General features: G+C 44.3%; 16 protein-coding genes. 5 read left to right on the top strand and 11 right to left on the bottom strand.

Going from position 1 to position 13,939, the window contains the following annotated elements:
- Nucleotides 1–5: 5 nt before the first annotated feature.
- Genes NQ510_RS13140 through NQ510_RS13110 form a run of 7 tightly spaced genes read right to left on the bottom strand, consistent with a single transcriptional unit; the run spans nucleotide 6 to nucleotide 6,091 of the window.
- Nucleotides 6–746, bottom strand: a complete 741-nt coding sequence (locus tag NQ510_RS13140; RefSeq protein ID WP_005836616.1) for a DUF6564 domain-containing protein — start codon at nucleotides 744–746, stop codon at nucleotides 6–8.
- On the bottom strand, nucleotides 743–1,738 hold the full coding sequence (locus NQ510_RS13135; RefSeq protein ID WP_005829455.1) for an NAD-dependent epimerase/dehydratase family protein: 996 nt from the start codon (nucleotides 1,736–1,738) through the stop codon (nucleotides 743–745). Before NQ510_RS13135 ends, NQ510_RS13140 begins: the two co-directional genes overlap by 4 nt.
- Nucleotides 1,739–2,467, bottom strand: a complete 729-nt coding sequence (locus NQ510_RS13130) for a metallophosphoesterase family protein (protein WP_005829457.1) — start codon at nucleotides 2,465–2,467, stop codon at nucleotides 1,739–1,741.
- 3 nt (nucleotides 2,468–2,470) lie between these two features.
- On the bottom strand, nucleotides 2,471–3,598 hold the full coding sequence (gene aepY, locus NQ510_RS13125; RefSeq protein ID WP_005829459.1) for a phosphonopyruvate decarboxylase: 1,128 nt from the start codon (nucleotides 3,596–3,598) through the stop codon (nucleotides 2,471–2,473).
- A gap of 34 nt (nucleotides 3,599–3,632) precedes the next feature.
- Complete coding sequence (gene aepX, locus NQ510_RS13120; RefSeq protein WP_005829461.1) at nucleotides 3,633–4,943, bottom strand: phosphoenolpyruvate mutase; 1,311 nt, start codon at nucleotides 4,941–4,943, stop codon at nucleotides 3,633–3,635.
- A gap of 24 nt (nucleotides 4,944–4,967) precedes the next feature.
- Nucleotides 4,968–5,342, bottom strand: coding sequence for a hypothetical protein (locus NQ510_RS13115; RefSeq protein WP_005829463.1), 375 nt, complete (start codon nucleotides 5,340–5,342; stop codon nucleotides 4,968–4,970).
- Complete coding sequence (locus NQ510_RS13110; protein ID WP_005829465.1) at nucleotides 5,339–6,091, bottom strand: pyridoxal-phosphate-dependent aminotransferase family protein; 753 nt, start codon at nucleotides 6,089–6,091, stop codon at nucleotides 5,339–5,341. The genes NQ510_RS13115 and NQ510_RS13110 overlap by 4 nt, the downstream gene beginning before the upstream one ends.
- Before the next feature lie 566 nt (nucleotides 6,092–6,657).
- Between NQ510_RS13110 and NQ510_RS13105 the strand changes: the two genes are divergently transcribed.
- Nucleotides 6,658–7,290: a BT4734/BF3469 family protein gene (locus NQ510_RS13105; protein ID WP_005829473.1), complete on the top strand. Its 633-nt coding sequence runs from the start codon at nucleotides 6,658–6,660 to the stop codon at nucleotides 7,288–7,290.
- 51 nt (nucleotides 7,291–7,341) lie between these two features.
- Entirely contained in the window at nucleotides 7,342–9,117 is a 1,776-nt protein-coding gene (locus tag NQ510_RS13100) for a DUF3987 domain-containing protein (protein WP_005829475.1), read from the top strand.
- 124 nt (nucleotides 9,118–9,241) lie between these two features.
- Here the strand turns inward: NQ510_RS13100 and NQ510_RS13095 are convergent, their stop codons facing one another.
- Nucleotides 9,242–9,460 carry a DUF4248 domain-containing protein gene (locus NQ510_RS13095; RefSeq protein WP_005829478.1) on the bottom strand — a complete coding sequence of 73 codons (219 nt, stop codon included), beginning with the start codon at nucleotides 9,458–9,460 and terminating at the stop codon, nucleotides 9,242–9,244.
- Nucleotides 9,461–9,668: 208 nt separating this feature from the next.
- On the opposite strand from NQ510_RS13095, the gene NQ510_RS13090 reads away from it, so the two are divergent.
- The 3 genes from NQ510_RS13090 to NQ510_RS13080 are packed head-to-tail and all read left to right on the top strand — an operon-like array spanning nucleotide 9,669 to nucleotide 10,724.
- Nucleotides 9,669–10,154 carry an HU family DNA-binding protein gene (locus NQ510_RS13090; protein ID WP_005829481.1) on the top strand — a complete coding sequence of 162 codons (486 nt, stop codon included), beginning with the start codon at nucleotides 9,669–9,671 and terminating at the stop codon, nucleotides 10,152–10,154.
- A 46-nt stretch (nucleotides 10,155–10,200) separates the two neighbouring features.
- Nucleotides 10,201–10,308, top strand: coding sequence for a smalltalk protein (locus NQ510_RS18910; RefSeq protein ID WP_005829485.1), 108 nt, complete (start codon nucleotides 10,201–10,203; stop codon nucleotides 10,306–10,308).
- A 2-nt stretch (nucleotides 10,309–10,310) separates the two neighbouring features.
- A complete protein-coding gene (locus tag NQ510_RS13080) occupies nucleotides 10,311–10,724 on the top strand; it encodes an N-acetylmuramoyl-L-alanine amidase (RefSeq protein ID WP_034525799.1) in 414 nt (137 codons plus the stop codon).
- 137 nt (nucleotides 10,725–10,861) lie between these two features.
- Here the strand turns inward: NQ510_RS13080 and pseI are convergent, their stop codons facing one another.
- From pseI to NQ510_RS13065, 3 genes are read right to left on the bottom strand one after another with little or no spacing between them, the layout of a single operon-like run.
- Nucleotides 10,862–11,878, bottom strand: a complete 1,017-nt coding sequence (pseI, locus tag NQ510_RS13075) for a pseudaminic acid synthase (protein ID WP_005829491.1) — start codon at nucleotides 11,876–11,878, stop codon at nucleotides 10,862–10,864.
- A 7-nt stretch (nucleotides 11,879–11,885) separates the two neighbouring features.
- Entirely contained in the window at nucleotides 11,886–13,025 is a 1,140-nt protein-coding gene (locus NQ510_RS13070) for an ATP-grasp domain-containing protein (protein ID WP_005829494.1), read from the bottom strand.
- Nucleotides 13,022–13,924: a hypothetical protein gene (locus NQ510_RS13065; RefSeq protein WP_254782586.1), complete on the bottom strand. Its 903-nt coding sequence runs from the start codon at nucleotides 13,922–13,924 to the stop codon at nucleotides 13,022–13,024. The genes NQ510_RS13070 and NQ510_RS13065 overlap by 4 nt, the downstream gene beginning before the upstream one ends.
- Nucleotides 13,925–13,939: the final 15 nt, after the last annotated feature.

Here is a 13,939-nt window from a genome sequence, read left to right as displayed (position 1 = left end):
CATTTTTACATCAATTTTCTTACAATATCATAATCTGCAACAGTATTGCAGTTGAACCAGTCAGTGAAAGTCACTACATCATACTCTTCACTATTCATATCACTAAAGTAAGCCTGAATTATTTCAAGATTAGTACCTTGAAGTTGTTCTTTTGTAAGCGAATCAACAGTCTTCAAAAGCCTCTCAGATGAAGAAAATTTCCACATCTGACCACTGTTGAAGATTGCCTTGAATGGCTCTGATACAGTTAATGTCTGATGATTCGTATCATATAAATACCTTGGTTTGCCATCAACGTTAATGTATAACGCAACTGCCTTATTCGAGTAGATTGGTTCTCGGTTAATGGTAATCACACTCTTTGGCGAATTATACACTTGCCTGAAATCTGTAGCCATAAAGAACAAGTCGCCTTCTACGAAAGTCACATCACCTGCCTCCTTTATTGCCTCTATACCTTTGTATAAACTGTAGCCGGAGCCATAGTCTTTGAAATGCTCGTTGTAAACAAGTTCTATTTTTTTGCCATAACCAGAGAGTTCGTTCTTTACAAATCTTCCCAACTTCTCATAAAGGTAGCCCCCCACAAGGATATATTTATCGTACTCACCACAATTCTTCAGCAATTGAGCAAGAAGAGCGTATTGAGGTTCATCGGTATAATACAAGCATTTGAGGGTTTCTTCCTTAGTGTCGCGATTAAAACGCGTAGCCGTTCCAGCAACAGTTATAATCAAATATTTCATTTCTTGATACTATTTACACACATCGTGAGGCCTTCATCGAGAGTGATGATAGGTTTCCAGCTAGTACGGGTACGAATCTTGTCCGTATTGAGCAATCGACGCTCAGGATCAGACTTTCGGTAACCTTCGAAACGGATATCCACATCGTTGATGCCCATTTTTATTGCAATCGTCTTGACTAGATCAATAATGGCAATTTCCTCTTCAGTAGCCACATTATAAACAGTACCATCAAGAGCATCCTCAGAAGCGATGAGCTCCATAACGGCACGACAGCTATCAATATTATGAAGGAAGGTACGTTTGTTCACCTTCGAGTTTTCAAGAAGGGTTACGGTATGGCTTTCAAGCAGATTATCAATGATATGAGGGATAATGTGCTCTGCAAAACGCTCGTGCCTGCTATATACATTAGCAAAGCGAATAGAACAACCTTTAATTCGTCCCTTGCCAACAGCATCTTTCATAAAGAATTCAGTCATCAACTTGCCGCAAGCATAACTTGTACGTTGGCTATGTTCCGCTGTTGACATTGCCAAATAATCAGATTCTTTCACACCGCCATTCTCATTCCAAGACTGCATTGAGTAAACCTCCGAAGTTGAACAATTAATGTAAGTATCAGCCCTCATAGAAATGGCACGCTCCAAGAAATCCTTCATAGCAAGGACGTTAGTCTGAAAAGTACTCTCTACCTCATAGAAATGCTTTGTATGGACAACAGCAGCACAATTGATAAACACCAGACGGCCATCGCACTCAATTTTGAGTTCTTTCGCCTTATCGCATACTTCATCCATCTGAGCGACTTTGTTAATGTCGTAATTATAGAAGATGAACGAGGGATTGTCAATAATGTCTTTAACGGTATCAATAGAACTTGCAAAGAAGTTGTCGAAACCGATTACCGTATGACCCTGAGAAACAAACTGACGAGACAGTTCACTACCCGTCATGCCAGTAACACCACTTATTACATATAAGTTCTTCATTTATATTCCAAATTTTAATCGTTCGCTGTAAAAAGTATCTATCTCTTTGGGGAAAAGAGATTGTTCAGCTTCAATATCGTAAGGAACTGCATTGAAATGGGTTTCCCCCGTTTTAAAATTGATATACACATATTGTGCATATGGATTCTGATTGCGAGGTTGTCCAACTGAACCTGGGTTGATAAAAGTCGTACGTTTCTGATTGCGCATGATTGGATTGTCAACTTTGAAGAATACATCTATCTTAAAAGGTTGATGAATGTGACCGCTCAATACGTAGTCAAAATCCTGATACTTTTCATCTTCCACTTTTGCTGGAGTCAGTTTTCCCCAATAGGGATCATCAATAGTTCCATGTAAAAGAAGTACTTTCTTACCACCAATTTCCAACTCTTGCATTGGCTCTTGCATCACATTGCTTATATAATCAATAGATGTCTGAGTGAGATGGTTTCTTGTGTATTTGGACATCACACGAGCTCTTTCTGAAGAGAAACATGAGAGTTCCCCATCAATCAAAGCCTTCTCGTGATTGCCCTTCAAATTGGCAAGTAATGGAATATTAACAGTTTGTATACGTTCAATAATTTCATTTGAACGCATACCATAGTCGATAAAGTCACCTAGACTAATCATGGCATCTGGCTGATAGTGTTTCTCAATATCAGCTAGAACCGCCTCAAAAGCAGAAAGATTGGCGTGTATATCAGCAAACAGAATTACTTTCATACTTTACTTGTTAAGAAATTCCATAAAAGCCTCTTTGTTCTGAATAGGAGTTGTAGTTGGACGGCCAAGGTCCTTGCGGTTTCCCTTTTTTACGCAAATCTGAAGGAAAACAGGACCTTCTGCGTTCTTGAATTCTGCAAGTTTTGCTTCAAGTGCCTCCATAGTTTCTACACTATAAGCAGCCTTGTAGCCTACAGCTTGAGCAATTGCACAAAAATCAATCTTGAGACCAACAGTAGGCTGACCACCAACAGAATCGTGTGCGCCATTGTTGAACACAATGTGCACATAATTCTTGCATTTCATGCTGGCTGTAATAGCCATATTACCCATGTGCATGATGCTGGCTCCATCACCATCAAAACAATATACTCGACGCTCAGGCTTTTGGAGAGCTATGCCGAGAGCTATCTGGGAAGCATGGCCCATCGCCCCTACAGTAAGGAAATCACGTTCATGACCTTGGCTCCAAGCAGTACGTGCCTCAAAGAGCTCGCGAGAAATCATACCAGTAGTTGATACGATACAAGCATTATCTTCAATGTTTGAAGCCACCTTCTGAATCGTCTCTTCGCGAGACATTGCCAGTTCGTTTACCTCAACGCTCTGAAGCTTATAGGTATCGAAAGTATCCTTCTCTATCACAAGGGCATAGCACTCGTTGGTTGCCTTCATGAAGTCGACAGCTATTTTTATCTGCTTTGCAGCTCCCTCTTCATCCTTTGGCAGAATAGCATAGTTGATACCCATGGTATTAAGCAAACCGATTGTCACCTTACCTTGCTTCACATGCTGAGGTTCATCGTGAACTCCAGGGCGCCCTCTCCAACCGATAACGAGGAGCACAGGAATGTTATAAACGTCCTTGTCGGTAAGAGAGGCAAACGGATTAATGATATTGCCTTCACCAGAGTTCTGCATATAAACTACAGGCACCTTACCTGTTGCCAAATGATAACCTACAGCAATACCCATGGCCCCTCCTTCGTTAGCAGCAATAATATTCTGCTCAGCAGGAAGGTGGTCGGTAATATATGCACAAATGTTCTTGAGCAACGAATCAGGAACACCAGCATAAAAGTCTATACCTTGTTCCTTGAGTATATTTACAAAAAATTCGGGTCTTACCATTTGTAAAATAGTTTAAGGGGTAAGAAATTAATGTTTACTTCTTCTTTGTGCCTGGAATAAGATTAAGAATCTGTTTGATAGGCATACAGTACTGCTCAGATGCTTCAAGCGAACGGCTAGTATAGAGGATGGTTTCTGCACATTTAACCATTGCAGGATAAGCAGAACGAAGCATGTGATTAGCATAAATCACTACATTAATACCCCATTCAGCAAGTTCCTCTTCTGTGAACTGGTTATAAGTAGTAGGCACAACGATGATAGGAGTATGAGCATTCTTCTCGCGAAAGCGCAAGCAAAACTCCTTGATGTCCTCTCCAGACTTCTCTTTGGAGTGGATCATTATACCGTCAGTACCTGCCTCTACGTAAGCATGACAACGCTCCAAAGCATCATCTACAGTCTTACCAGCAATGAGAGACTCACAACGGCTGACAATCATGAAGTCACGAGTAATTTGCGCTTCCTTACCTGCACGAATTTTAGCCTGAAAACCTTCGATTGTATCCTGAGTCTGTACAGCATCAGTACCAAAAAGTGAATTCTGTTTTAAACCTACCTTATCTTCAATTATAACGCAAGAGATTCCCAAGCGCTCAAGGGTGCGAACGGTAAAACCGAAGTGTTCAATCTTGCCACCAGTATCGCCATCGAAGATAACAGGTTTTGTGGTTACTTCAAGGGTATCATTGAGGTCATGGAGACGGGTAGTCAAATCGACAGCCTCAATATCAGGCTTACCCTTAGAGGTAGAGTCGGTAAGGGAGGAAGCCCACATGCCATCGAATTCACGCTCCTGACCATTCACCTCTACCTTAGTATGTTCTGCTATGAGGCCAGTAAGACCATTGTGACTTTCAAGAATACGTACAATCGGTTTAGCTGCAATAAGGCGACGGAGAGAAGAAAGACGCATCTGAGGAGTTACACCAAGAGCATCAATCTCTTGTTTGATACCAGAAGCAGAGATGTTTTGGGTGTAAGGAATCTCGATAACCTCACCACCCAACTTTTCCATTACTTTGAATACCTCATCACGGATATACTTGTCAGGACCCACCTGCCAATCATCACCATGAATGATGTAATCAGGCTTGTACTTAAGGAGATTAGAGACATAGCTCCAATCATCCTGAGGGACCACCCTTGATACGTTCCTGATGCTCTCAACAACGTTCTTTCTTTGCTCCCAAGTGAGATAAGGAAGTCTACGGTGGTTAGCAATCGCCTTATCAGTGAACAAACCGATTATCACATCGCCATACTCAGTAGCTTTGTTAATGATGTTAATGTAACCCGGATGCATGATATCACCTATCATACCAAGATAAACTGTCTTTGCCATTATTATTTAACATTTTTCAAATTATTATAAAGAGCATCTATAGTCAATCACCTCAATCCCTCCTGCTTGAGAATAAGTGTGCAACAAAATCGGCTTTCTACCATCACTCAGGACTATACTCTGACCAGTGAGTTCTGCTACCTTTTTATCTTTAATAAAATCAAAATTCTTACTTGTCTTATACACAAAGATCGACTCTCCATATGCACGACTGCATTTTTGTGCCACTCGATAAATTTCTCCATCTACAGAGAATAACGAACCTGCGGGACGATTAATCTTCTTTTTGTCGCGATACTCGTCAACCCTAATTATCTTCATCGTATTCATGTCAAGAATAAACTTCTCAACATAATACTTAACTGTAAAGCTATTTGTTCCAACCTGACGATAAGTCAAAAGAGTGGAAGATTATTCTTAACAAGCTTATCACGAAAATACTTAGCCAATTCTGCACAACGCGCAATCTCCACCTCCGCACCACCTGCAGACTCAATTTCTTTTAAACGGACATTAATTTGACGAAGGATACCAACAGCAGGAGTACAAGGAGTCTGCCCTCTCTCCATATTTTTAAGAGCAAGCTTCAAATCAAGATACTGACAGCAACATTGGACCTTTTCTATACGTTTAATAGCCGAAGGAGCAAGAAGCATAACTGCAATACCCGGAGCGCAAGCAAGAGCCTTCTGACTTCCAGTAATCATCACCCCTACATCCATTGCCACCATATCAAATGAATCGCAAAGGAAGGTAGAGATTATATCAACAATCAAGAAACAATTATTACGTTTGCAAAAATCAGAAACAAGATTGATATCGTAATGTACCCCCGTAAAAGTTTCGTGCTTCTGCATAAGGAAAGTAGTGTAACCCTTGCTCTCATATTCAGCAAGATGTTCAGGCTTCAAAGCTCTACCATACTTAAGCTTAATTTCCGTAAAAGGAATTTTATGAAGGGTAAGCAATTCCACAAAACGCTCACCAAAGCTACCACCATTGATTACAAGAGCCTTATCCTGTGGCGTAAGGCAATTTATGATGGCAGCCTCCATACCACCAGAGCCAGAACATGTCATGAAAACAACCTTACTATCTTTAGTCGCATTAGCAAATTTCTTAACAAGGCGCTCATTCTCAAGCATCATTTCTGAAAACTCTGCTGTTCTAAATATGGTACCTGTTCGGCACCTATGACCCGTACAGCATCAGAAGATTGCACCGGACCTACTGTAAAATTAATCATTTATATAGATTCCTTTAATTATCAGTAATAATCAACCAATCCAATCACCACTCCCCCTTCTTCCTAACCTCCAGCCATTTTTCCACCCATTCCCCAGCCAATTTCCTGATTTCGTCATCATCCAGTTCCTCCAGTTCATCGATATAGTATCGCAGAAGAGTTTCGTATGTACTAAGTGAGGCGTTACACCCTTTTTTTTAAGTCTATGTACGTGGATGGAGAAATATGCAAATCCTTGCAAAGAGTTTCAATAGTGACTCCACTCTGTTTTCTCGTTCGCTCGATAAAAAAGCCCAATGAAGGGTGAATAAAATTTTTGCCCATTTAGATAAATTTTAAGTAATTAGATAGAATATTATGTTATATATTGTTATTATTTACTTTGTTCCTTTAAAATCTTTCTTACATGTGGGAAAGATTCAACGAAAGAGAATGAATACCTTTGAGCCAACTATTTAAACGTATAATATGCCAAAATCTTTTAAAATGTCGCTTTTCATGCCACCCATCTCACCGATGAAGGACGGAGCGACCAGGAAAATCGTGAAAAGCGCCACGCTTACCCCCCTGCGTACTTTAGAACTGAACGAAGTTTACCAACTCATCACAGCCAACAAACGGCTGATCACCCTAACACAAGCCATCCGCGAAGCTGCCCTACAAGGCGATGATAACAACTGCCGGATGCTGAAACAGCAAACCTTACCCTACGTCACCCCCTGCGGCGTATTCACCCGACGACGGAGCGACTGCCTAAAGCTACCCTCCGGACTGGTGGTGGTGGACGTAGACCATCTCGACTCACCTGACGAAGCCGGACGCCTGAAGCAACTACTGTTCAAAGACCCTTACCTCGCACCGGTACTGGTGTTCATCAGCCCTACCGGACGAGGTGTAAAGGCTTTTGTACCCTGCCCTATCGGAAAAGACAGCACGGAGGCGGTGCGCTGGGCCATGAACTACGTCCACTGCATGTATGACGCAGAAAACACACAACCCGGAAAAGGAGTGGACACTTCGGGGAAAGACCTCGTACGCGCCTGTTTCCTCTGCCATGACCCGAAAGCACTGCTCAGAAAAGTTGTGAACTTCGAATTATGAGTCATTGCAAATCACCGACTACAAATTACTAATTATAAATTACCAAATCCGATGGAACCACTATCTTCATTGCACCTTCTGGCCGAAGCAGTCAGAAATGCAGGAGCAGACATTGCTCCAACCTATCAAGAATATATACAACTGGCATTTGCCATTGCCACCGACTGCGGAGAAGCAGGACGGCATGATTTTTTAAGTCTGTGCAGCCTGTCGTCCAAGTACGACCGACGGGCAGCCGACAAGCTCTTCAGCAATGCCTTGAAGACCGGCCGTAACGACGTGCATCTAGGAACCGCCTTTCATCTGGCCGAGCTTTGCGGCGTGAAGATTCAGCATGAAGCCGCACCCGCCATTGGTACACTTGGTACACAAAGTTCACCCCTCTCTTCTACCTCACACACACGCGCACGCGAGGAAGAGTCCGCATCGGGCATTGAACCACTGTCTCCATTACCCACTTTCGACGAACACCTCCACTGGCCTTATCCCCTGAATCGCATCATGAGCTGCGGAACCTCCCTCGCCCAATACGATGTACTGCTACTGGGTGCCATCACCGTATTGGGTGCCAGTATGGGAAAACACGTCCGATGTTCCTACGGAGGAAAAATGATGTCCCCCTGCCTGCAAACCTTTGTAGTAGCCCTACCTGCATCCGGCAAAGGAGTGCTCTCCTTGGTACGCCTGCTTGCCGAGCCCATTCACGATGAAATACGTGGGCAGGTAGACGAAAGCATGGCATGTTACCGCCGCGAAAAAGCAAAATACGACACACTGGGCAAGGAACGTGGAAAAACGGAGACTCCCGTAATGCCTCTCAACAAGATGTTCCTCATCTCGGGCAACAACACCGGAACCGGCATCCTGCAAAACCTGATGGACTCCGACGGTACCGGACTGATATGCGAAAGCGAAGCCGACACCATCTCCACCGCCATCGGTTCGGAATACGGACACTGGAGCGACACCATGCGCAAAGCCTTCGACCACGACCGACTGTCCTACAACCGGCGCACCGACCACGAATACCGAGAGGTAAAGAAAACTTATCTTTCCGTACTTCTGTCAGGCACCCCCTCACAAGTGAAACCACTGATTCCCACTGCTGAGAACGGGCTCTTTTCTCGCCAGGTATTCTACTACATGCCTGCCATACATCATTGGCAAAACCAGTTCGACCGCAATGACAGCGATCTTGAAGATACCTTCAAGGCTCTGGGCATGGAATGGAAGGACAAACTGAAAACCATTGTCATGAACGGAATATTCACCCTTCACCTTACGGACGGACAGAAAGATGAATTCAACCGGCTCTTCTCCCGGCTTTTCGTACGCTCCGGACTAGCCAACGGAAACGAGATGTCAAGCAGCGTGGCACGTCTGGCCATCAACATCTGCCGCATCATGGAAGTGGTGGCCATGCTCCGCGCAATGGAACAAGGGGAAATCACCGCCTCGCCTTACGTGTCGCCCGACCCTCACACAGCCACAGACAATCTGAAAGACCACATTGTCAGCCGATGGAATCTCCTTATTGCTTCCGATGACTTTCATGCCGTACTCTCACTGGCCGAAAGCCTTTATCGGCATACCACCCATATCCTCTCCTTCCTGCCCAACACCGAAGTGACAAGCCGCGGCAATGCCGACCGGGATGCACTGGTAGACAGCATGGAAGAAGAATTCACACGGGCCTCTTTCCTGCAGAAAGCCGGAGAGATGGGCATCAAATCGGAAACCGCCTCCACCTGGCTCAAACGTATGCAGAAACACGGGCTGGTGGAAAATGTAGATGGCAAGGGAAACTACCGGAAACCAAAAGTCTGACATTCACTTCGCTTCACGCACGCGTATGTGTGTGAGGCGAAAGGATGGATGAACCTCTGTACCAAGTGTACCAACCTCACCTTTACGATTCCCGGCCTGACCTTTACGCCATCCAACCTCAGGTTTAAGGCTCTCCAAGTGCAGCCACTATCAGCCGCACTTGGGCAGGCGTATAAGAGCGGGAACGGGAAGAACCGCCCAAAGCGGAAAGTCCGTCACGCAAATCGGGACAAAGGTCTATCCAGTGTTTCAGTTTGCGGAAGGCAGCCTCCGGACAAAGATTGGGACAATAGATTTGGGCCAATTCGGTACGCCCGTATGTACGTATGACAAAAGAATCCATAGTTGACAGTTACGATTTATATTTCATCAAAAGTAACTATAAATCATGATATTATCAAACTTACAAGCGTAAATAACCGACTAAAACAGACCCAAACAGACGAGAACCTGCAAAAACCGACAAACGCCCGTATCCACAGCCTTATCTTTGCATCGTTGAGTTCAACACAGCAAATGTTTTTATCCTTTAACTTCTAAATTTTAATTGTATGATTCGTTACAAAAAGTATCAAGTGACGGGCGAAGACAGCCCACTGAAAGGCCTCTGGTATGCACGCCCCGTAATCGAAGAAACCTTCGACATCGAAAAATTGGCCAAGCACATGTCCAATCACAACACCCCCTATTCGAGTGGTGTCATCAAGGGGGTACTGGCAGACATGGTTTCCTGCACCAAAGAATTGATTCTGGACGGCAAGAACGTGAAACTGGATGACCTTGCCATCTTCTCCGTAGGAATCGTCAGCAAGAAAGGGGCGCAATCCGCTGCCGACTTCTCGCTGGCCAACAACGTGAAGGGGCTGAAGCTCCGCGCCCGTGCCACCGGCGAACTGAGTAATGCCCAAATCAACCTGGATGGACAGCTGAAGGAATCTTCCCTGTACACCGTAGGCGGAAAAGCTCCCGATGGCAGTGGTTCCGACGGCGGTTCCGGAGGAAGTGACGGCAATCAGGGCGAGAATCCGTTAGGATGAGAATAATTACAAATTACTAATTACTAATTATCAATTACCAATCATCATGAGTGAAGACAAAAAGTCAAAATCCGTGTGGGGCATTGTCCTCAAAGTAATCATCACCGTAGCTACCGCCATAGCGGGAGCTTTAGGTCTGGGCGCTTGCAAATAGCCATGCGTACGATTACCCTGCTCATTGTTCATTGCTCAGCCACGCCTCAAGGCGTGGCCCTGGGCTTTGAGGATTGCCGCCGCGACCACATCCACCACCGCGGCTTCCGTGACATCGGCTATCATTTCTATCTGACCCGCAACGGCGAAATACACCGCGGCCGCCCGTTGGAAAAAATAGGTGCGCATTGCCTCAATCACAACCGCCATTCTATCGGCATCTGTTATGAAGGAGGACTGGATGCTGCAAGTTTTCCTGCCGATACCCGTACATTGGAACAGAAGGCTTCGTTACTGGCACTGCTACGTGAGTTGAAGCGTATCTTTCCACGGGCGCTGATTGTGGGGCACCATGACTTGAATCCGACGAAAGCGTGTCCGTGCTTCGATGCGGAAAAGGAGTATAGGGGGCTGTAAAAGGCTCCCTATAATCCTTTATTTGAGTCTTTATATTTCAGAACCTAAAGTAATCAACTTTTCCATATCCATTACCTACGAACAAAGATAGAAAAATAAATTCCAGACCTCTATTTTATCTTCTTATTTTTATCAGGCTAACCATTCACGTACTCCAATGCAAACCTCGTCCCTTTCTCCAAATCCCGGTTCACGTTCTTTCCCAATATATCTTTCAGATATTTGGGGTGCAGGCCGAAGCCCGGACGGACGGAGCGAACGTTCCGCTCCGTAATCACTTCTCCGGCCTTCATATCCTCGGCCACATAGAGAGAACGTGATGCGGAACGGCTACCTCTCATTTTCTCCGTCAATTCGTAAGTCGTTTTCCCCAAAGATAACTCAGCCATGCGCACATCTTTTACCATTTGGGCAAAATCTTTCTCTTCCATAGAAAAAGAACAATCCGGACCACCGATGGAACGATTCAAAATAAAGTGCTTTTCTATCATACTCGCACCTTGAGTAACCGCCACAATGGGAGAGACACTCCCCAGGGTATGGTCGGAAAGTCCACTTTTTACCTGGAAACGTTCTGCCAAATCACGAATCATACAAAGATTGGCTTCCTCAACTGGAGCCGGATAAGAAGAGGTACACTTAAGAACCGTAATATCATTATTTCCCATTCTGCGGCAAGCTTCAACAGCCAATTGAATATCTTCTTCGGTGGCTATGCCTGTAGCAAGTACCATCGGCTTATGCTTCGAAGCCGCGTATTCTATCAATGGAATATCCGTAATTTCGAAAGAAGCTATCTTATAAACGGGACAGTCCAAAGCCTCAAGCATATCGACGGCTGTCTTATCAAAAGGAGAAGAAAAACAGATCAGTCCTTCTTCCTTGGCCACATGGAACAACTCTTCATGCCACTCCCAAGGAGTATAAGCCTGTTCATACAAATCATAAAAATATTGCCCGTCCCATATAGAGCCTTCATTAATTATAAAATCAGGCTTGTCACAGCGAAGCGTAATGGTATCAGCCCGATAGGTCTGCAACTTGACGGCATCGGCTCCGGCACGTTTTGCAGCCCTGACGGTTTCAATGGCTGTTTCTTTCTTACCGTTATGGTTGGCAGACATCTCAGCCACAATCATACACTTATCTCTCATGTCTTTACTATTTAATCGTCCTTAGAATACTTTCAAGCTCTTCCATACTATCAGTCTGAAGTATGATATACCCTAAACGGTCTAAAGAGTTTTTTATTTTTTTTTCAGAATAAGGTCTTATTTCAGACCGAAAAACAGCCGATGACCGGGAAGAGCTTAGAAAATCCACACAACGCTGATAGTTGAGCGGATTAAGGAACTGTACCGCTGAGCATTTTTCATGTTTGCGAAGGACATCAACGGGCAAACCAAGAGAACAGTTCACCAGATTTCTCAGCATATCTATCCCGGTTGACAATGGAACCAAATCAGAGGTTATATAATCTCCTCCAAGCCGGCAAGCAATTTCTATGATATAAGCGCCCGATTCATTCAGCTTTATTTCTGTATGCGAGGGGCAATTATTAAGTCCAATCAGGCAAAGTGCTTTTGATACGGTCTCCGAAACCAGCTCCCACTCCTGTTTCGTTATCCGCGCCGGTTCAATGTGCGTATCTTCAACAAAGAAGCCTTCTGCCTCACCGATACAAAGTTTCTCCGTAATAGTGACAACGGTAGTTTTATTGTTTTGCGTATATGTTTCAACACTGAATTCACGGCCTGTTATAAAGCCCTCGACAATGGCCTTTCCGGTACGGGAATAACCGAGAGCTTCGGAAAAAGCAAGTACAAGTTCTTTATGATTTGTAACCTTTTTTACTCCGCGGCTTGCAGAGGAATCTACCGGTTTGACAATATATGGATAATCTTGCAATGTGCCCAAGTCCGTATCTTTATCACAAAGCATGAAAAATGGTACATCAATCCCGTTGGCCGCAAACATTTCCCTCTGCAAGTATTTGTTTGTACAGATTTTTGCGACCTCAGTGGACATGGACGGAAGCCCCAGCTGTTCCCCGACATAGGAAACCACATTTACAGGCGCGTCACTTGTAGTAAGTATGCCGTCAACAGAGTGACGTTTGGCACATTCCAAAACACCTTCCTTATCCATCGTGCTGACAAGAACCGGTTCCGAGGCGTACCCCATTCCCGGAGCATTCGCATCCATATCTGCGACTATGGTATGCAATCCCATATCGTTCGCCTTTCGGATGACAGGAACCTGCATTTCACCTGCGCCCAGTATCAATAATCTTTTATTCATATAACCGAATTTATCACATCACAGATCTTTCTTGCCTGTGCTTCACTGAACCGGAAATCATTAAACAAATTGACGATATGCTTCGCCTCCACTTCCGCAACAGGAGAAGAAACACCTTTGAACATGTATGAAACCGAAGGGAAATTAGTCCCGGCAAACAGACCGGCCTTGAATATTGCGTCAAGAACCTTCTGCCGGTTCTCGATGACAATCATGAACCTCCAGTTCTGGAAATCATCTCCCATCTGAATCGATTCAGGAAGCAGATTCCTGTATATCTTGTTTATTTTCTCTTTTTCCGCAATCACTTTTGGGAGCTTTCTTTCAATGATGTCAAAATATTCCTCATCGGTCATTTGCAAATTTGAGGCGTCCAGCCAAGGATAGTCAGCCGGAAGCATATATCTGACATTCTCCAGGAGACATTTCCTTATATATACCGAATGCTTTTGTTCACTAATGCTATCATACTGATAATCAACAACTTCGTACCCCCCCCTAAAACTTGCATAGCCACCATAGGAAAGTTCTATGAATTTGGCATATCCGGTACTGTAAAGGCAGAGATCCACATTTTCAGGCAAGGAATCTGCCAATTCGGGAATGCACAAGCAACAATCATCAATGATACAAAGATTTGGATCGAGACTTTTCACTGCCCGGTAAAATTCTTTGTTGTCATACTTTTTCCCGTAGGCATGCACAAATACAAGACCGGAATATTTTCCCGCCTCTATAGCTGTCAAACATTTCTCGGTTGACATGGCATGGCTTTCATCTATGTCTATAAACTCAAAACCGACACCTGCTTTCATAAACGACAGGGGCACTACAGGACACACATTTGCCGGCAATAAGAACGGTTTATCAAAATGGTTGCCAGACAGATAATTATACAATATGGCCGAAGCTCT

Source organism: Bacteroides uniformis (assembly GCF_025147485.1).
In the GTDB taxonomy this organism is placed as follows: domain Bacteria; phylum Bacteroidota; class Bacteroidia; order Bacteroidales; family Bacteroidaceae; genus Bacteroides; species Bacteroides uniformis.
This window is presented reverse-complemented; position numbering and strand designations above follow the sequence as displayed.

Excerpts from the sequence above, each read along its gene's own strand:
- NQ510_RS13105 (WP_005829473.1), top strand. The coding sequence starts at position 6,658 with ATGCCAAAATCTTTTAAAATGTCGCTTTTCATGCCACCCATCTCACCG.
- NQ510_RS18910 (WP_005829485.1), top strand. The coding sequence starts at position 10,201 with ATGAGTGAAGACAAAAAGTCAAAATCCGTGTGGGGCATTGTCCTCAAA.
- NQ510_RS13095 (WP_005829478.1), bottom strand. The coding sequence starts at position 9,460 with ATGGATTCTTTTGTCATACGTACATACGGGCGTACCGAATTGGCCCAA.
- pseI (WP_005829491.1), bottom strand. The coding sequence starts at position 11,878 with ATGAGAGATAAGTGTATGATTGTGGCTGAGATGTCTGCCAACCATAAC.
- NQ510_RS13080 (WP_034525799.1), top strand. The coding sequence starts at position 10,311 with ATGCGTACGATTACCCTGCTCATTGTTCATTGCTCAGCCACGCCTCAA.
- NQ510_RS13090 (WP_005829481.1), top strand. The coding sequence starts at position 9,669 with ATGATTCGTTACAAAAAGTATCAAGTGACGGGCGAAGACAGCCCACTG.
- NQ510_RS13070 (WP_005829494.1), bottom strand. The coding sequence starts at position 13,025 with ATGAATAAAAGATTATTGATACTGGGCGCAGGTGAAATGCAGGTTCCT.
- NQ510_RS13100 (WP_005829475.1), top strand. The coding sequence starts at position 7,342 with ATGGAACCACTATCTTCATTGCACCTTCTGGCCGAAGCAGTCAGAAAT.
- aepX (WP_005829461.1), bottom strand. The coding sequence starts at position 4,943 with ATGGCAAAGACAGTTTATCTTGGTATGATAGGTGATATCATGCATCCG.
- aepY (WP_005829459.1), bottom strand. The coding sequence starts at position 3,598 with ATGGTAAGACCCGAATTTTTTGTAAATATACTCAAGGAACAAGGTATA.
- NQ510_RS13110 (WP_005829465.1), bottom strand. The coding sequence starts at position 6,091 with ATGATGCTTGAGAATGAGCGCCTTGTTAAGAAATTTGCTAATGCGACT.
- NQ510_RS13140 (WP_005836616.1), bottom strand. The coding sequence starts at position 746 with ATGAAATATTTGATTATAACTGTTGCTGGAACGGCTACGCGTTTTAAT.
- NQ510_RS13135 (WP_005829455.1), bottom strand. The coding sequence starts at position 1,738 with ATGAAGAACTTATATGTAATAAGTGGTGTTACTGGCATGACGGGTAGT.
- NQ510_RS13130 (WP_005829457.1), bottom strand. The coding sequence starts at position 2,467 with ATGAAAGTAATTCTGTTTGCTGATATACACGCCAATCTTTCTGCTTTT.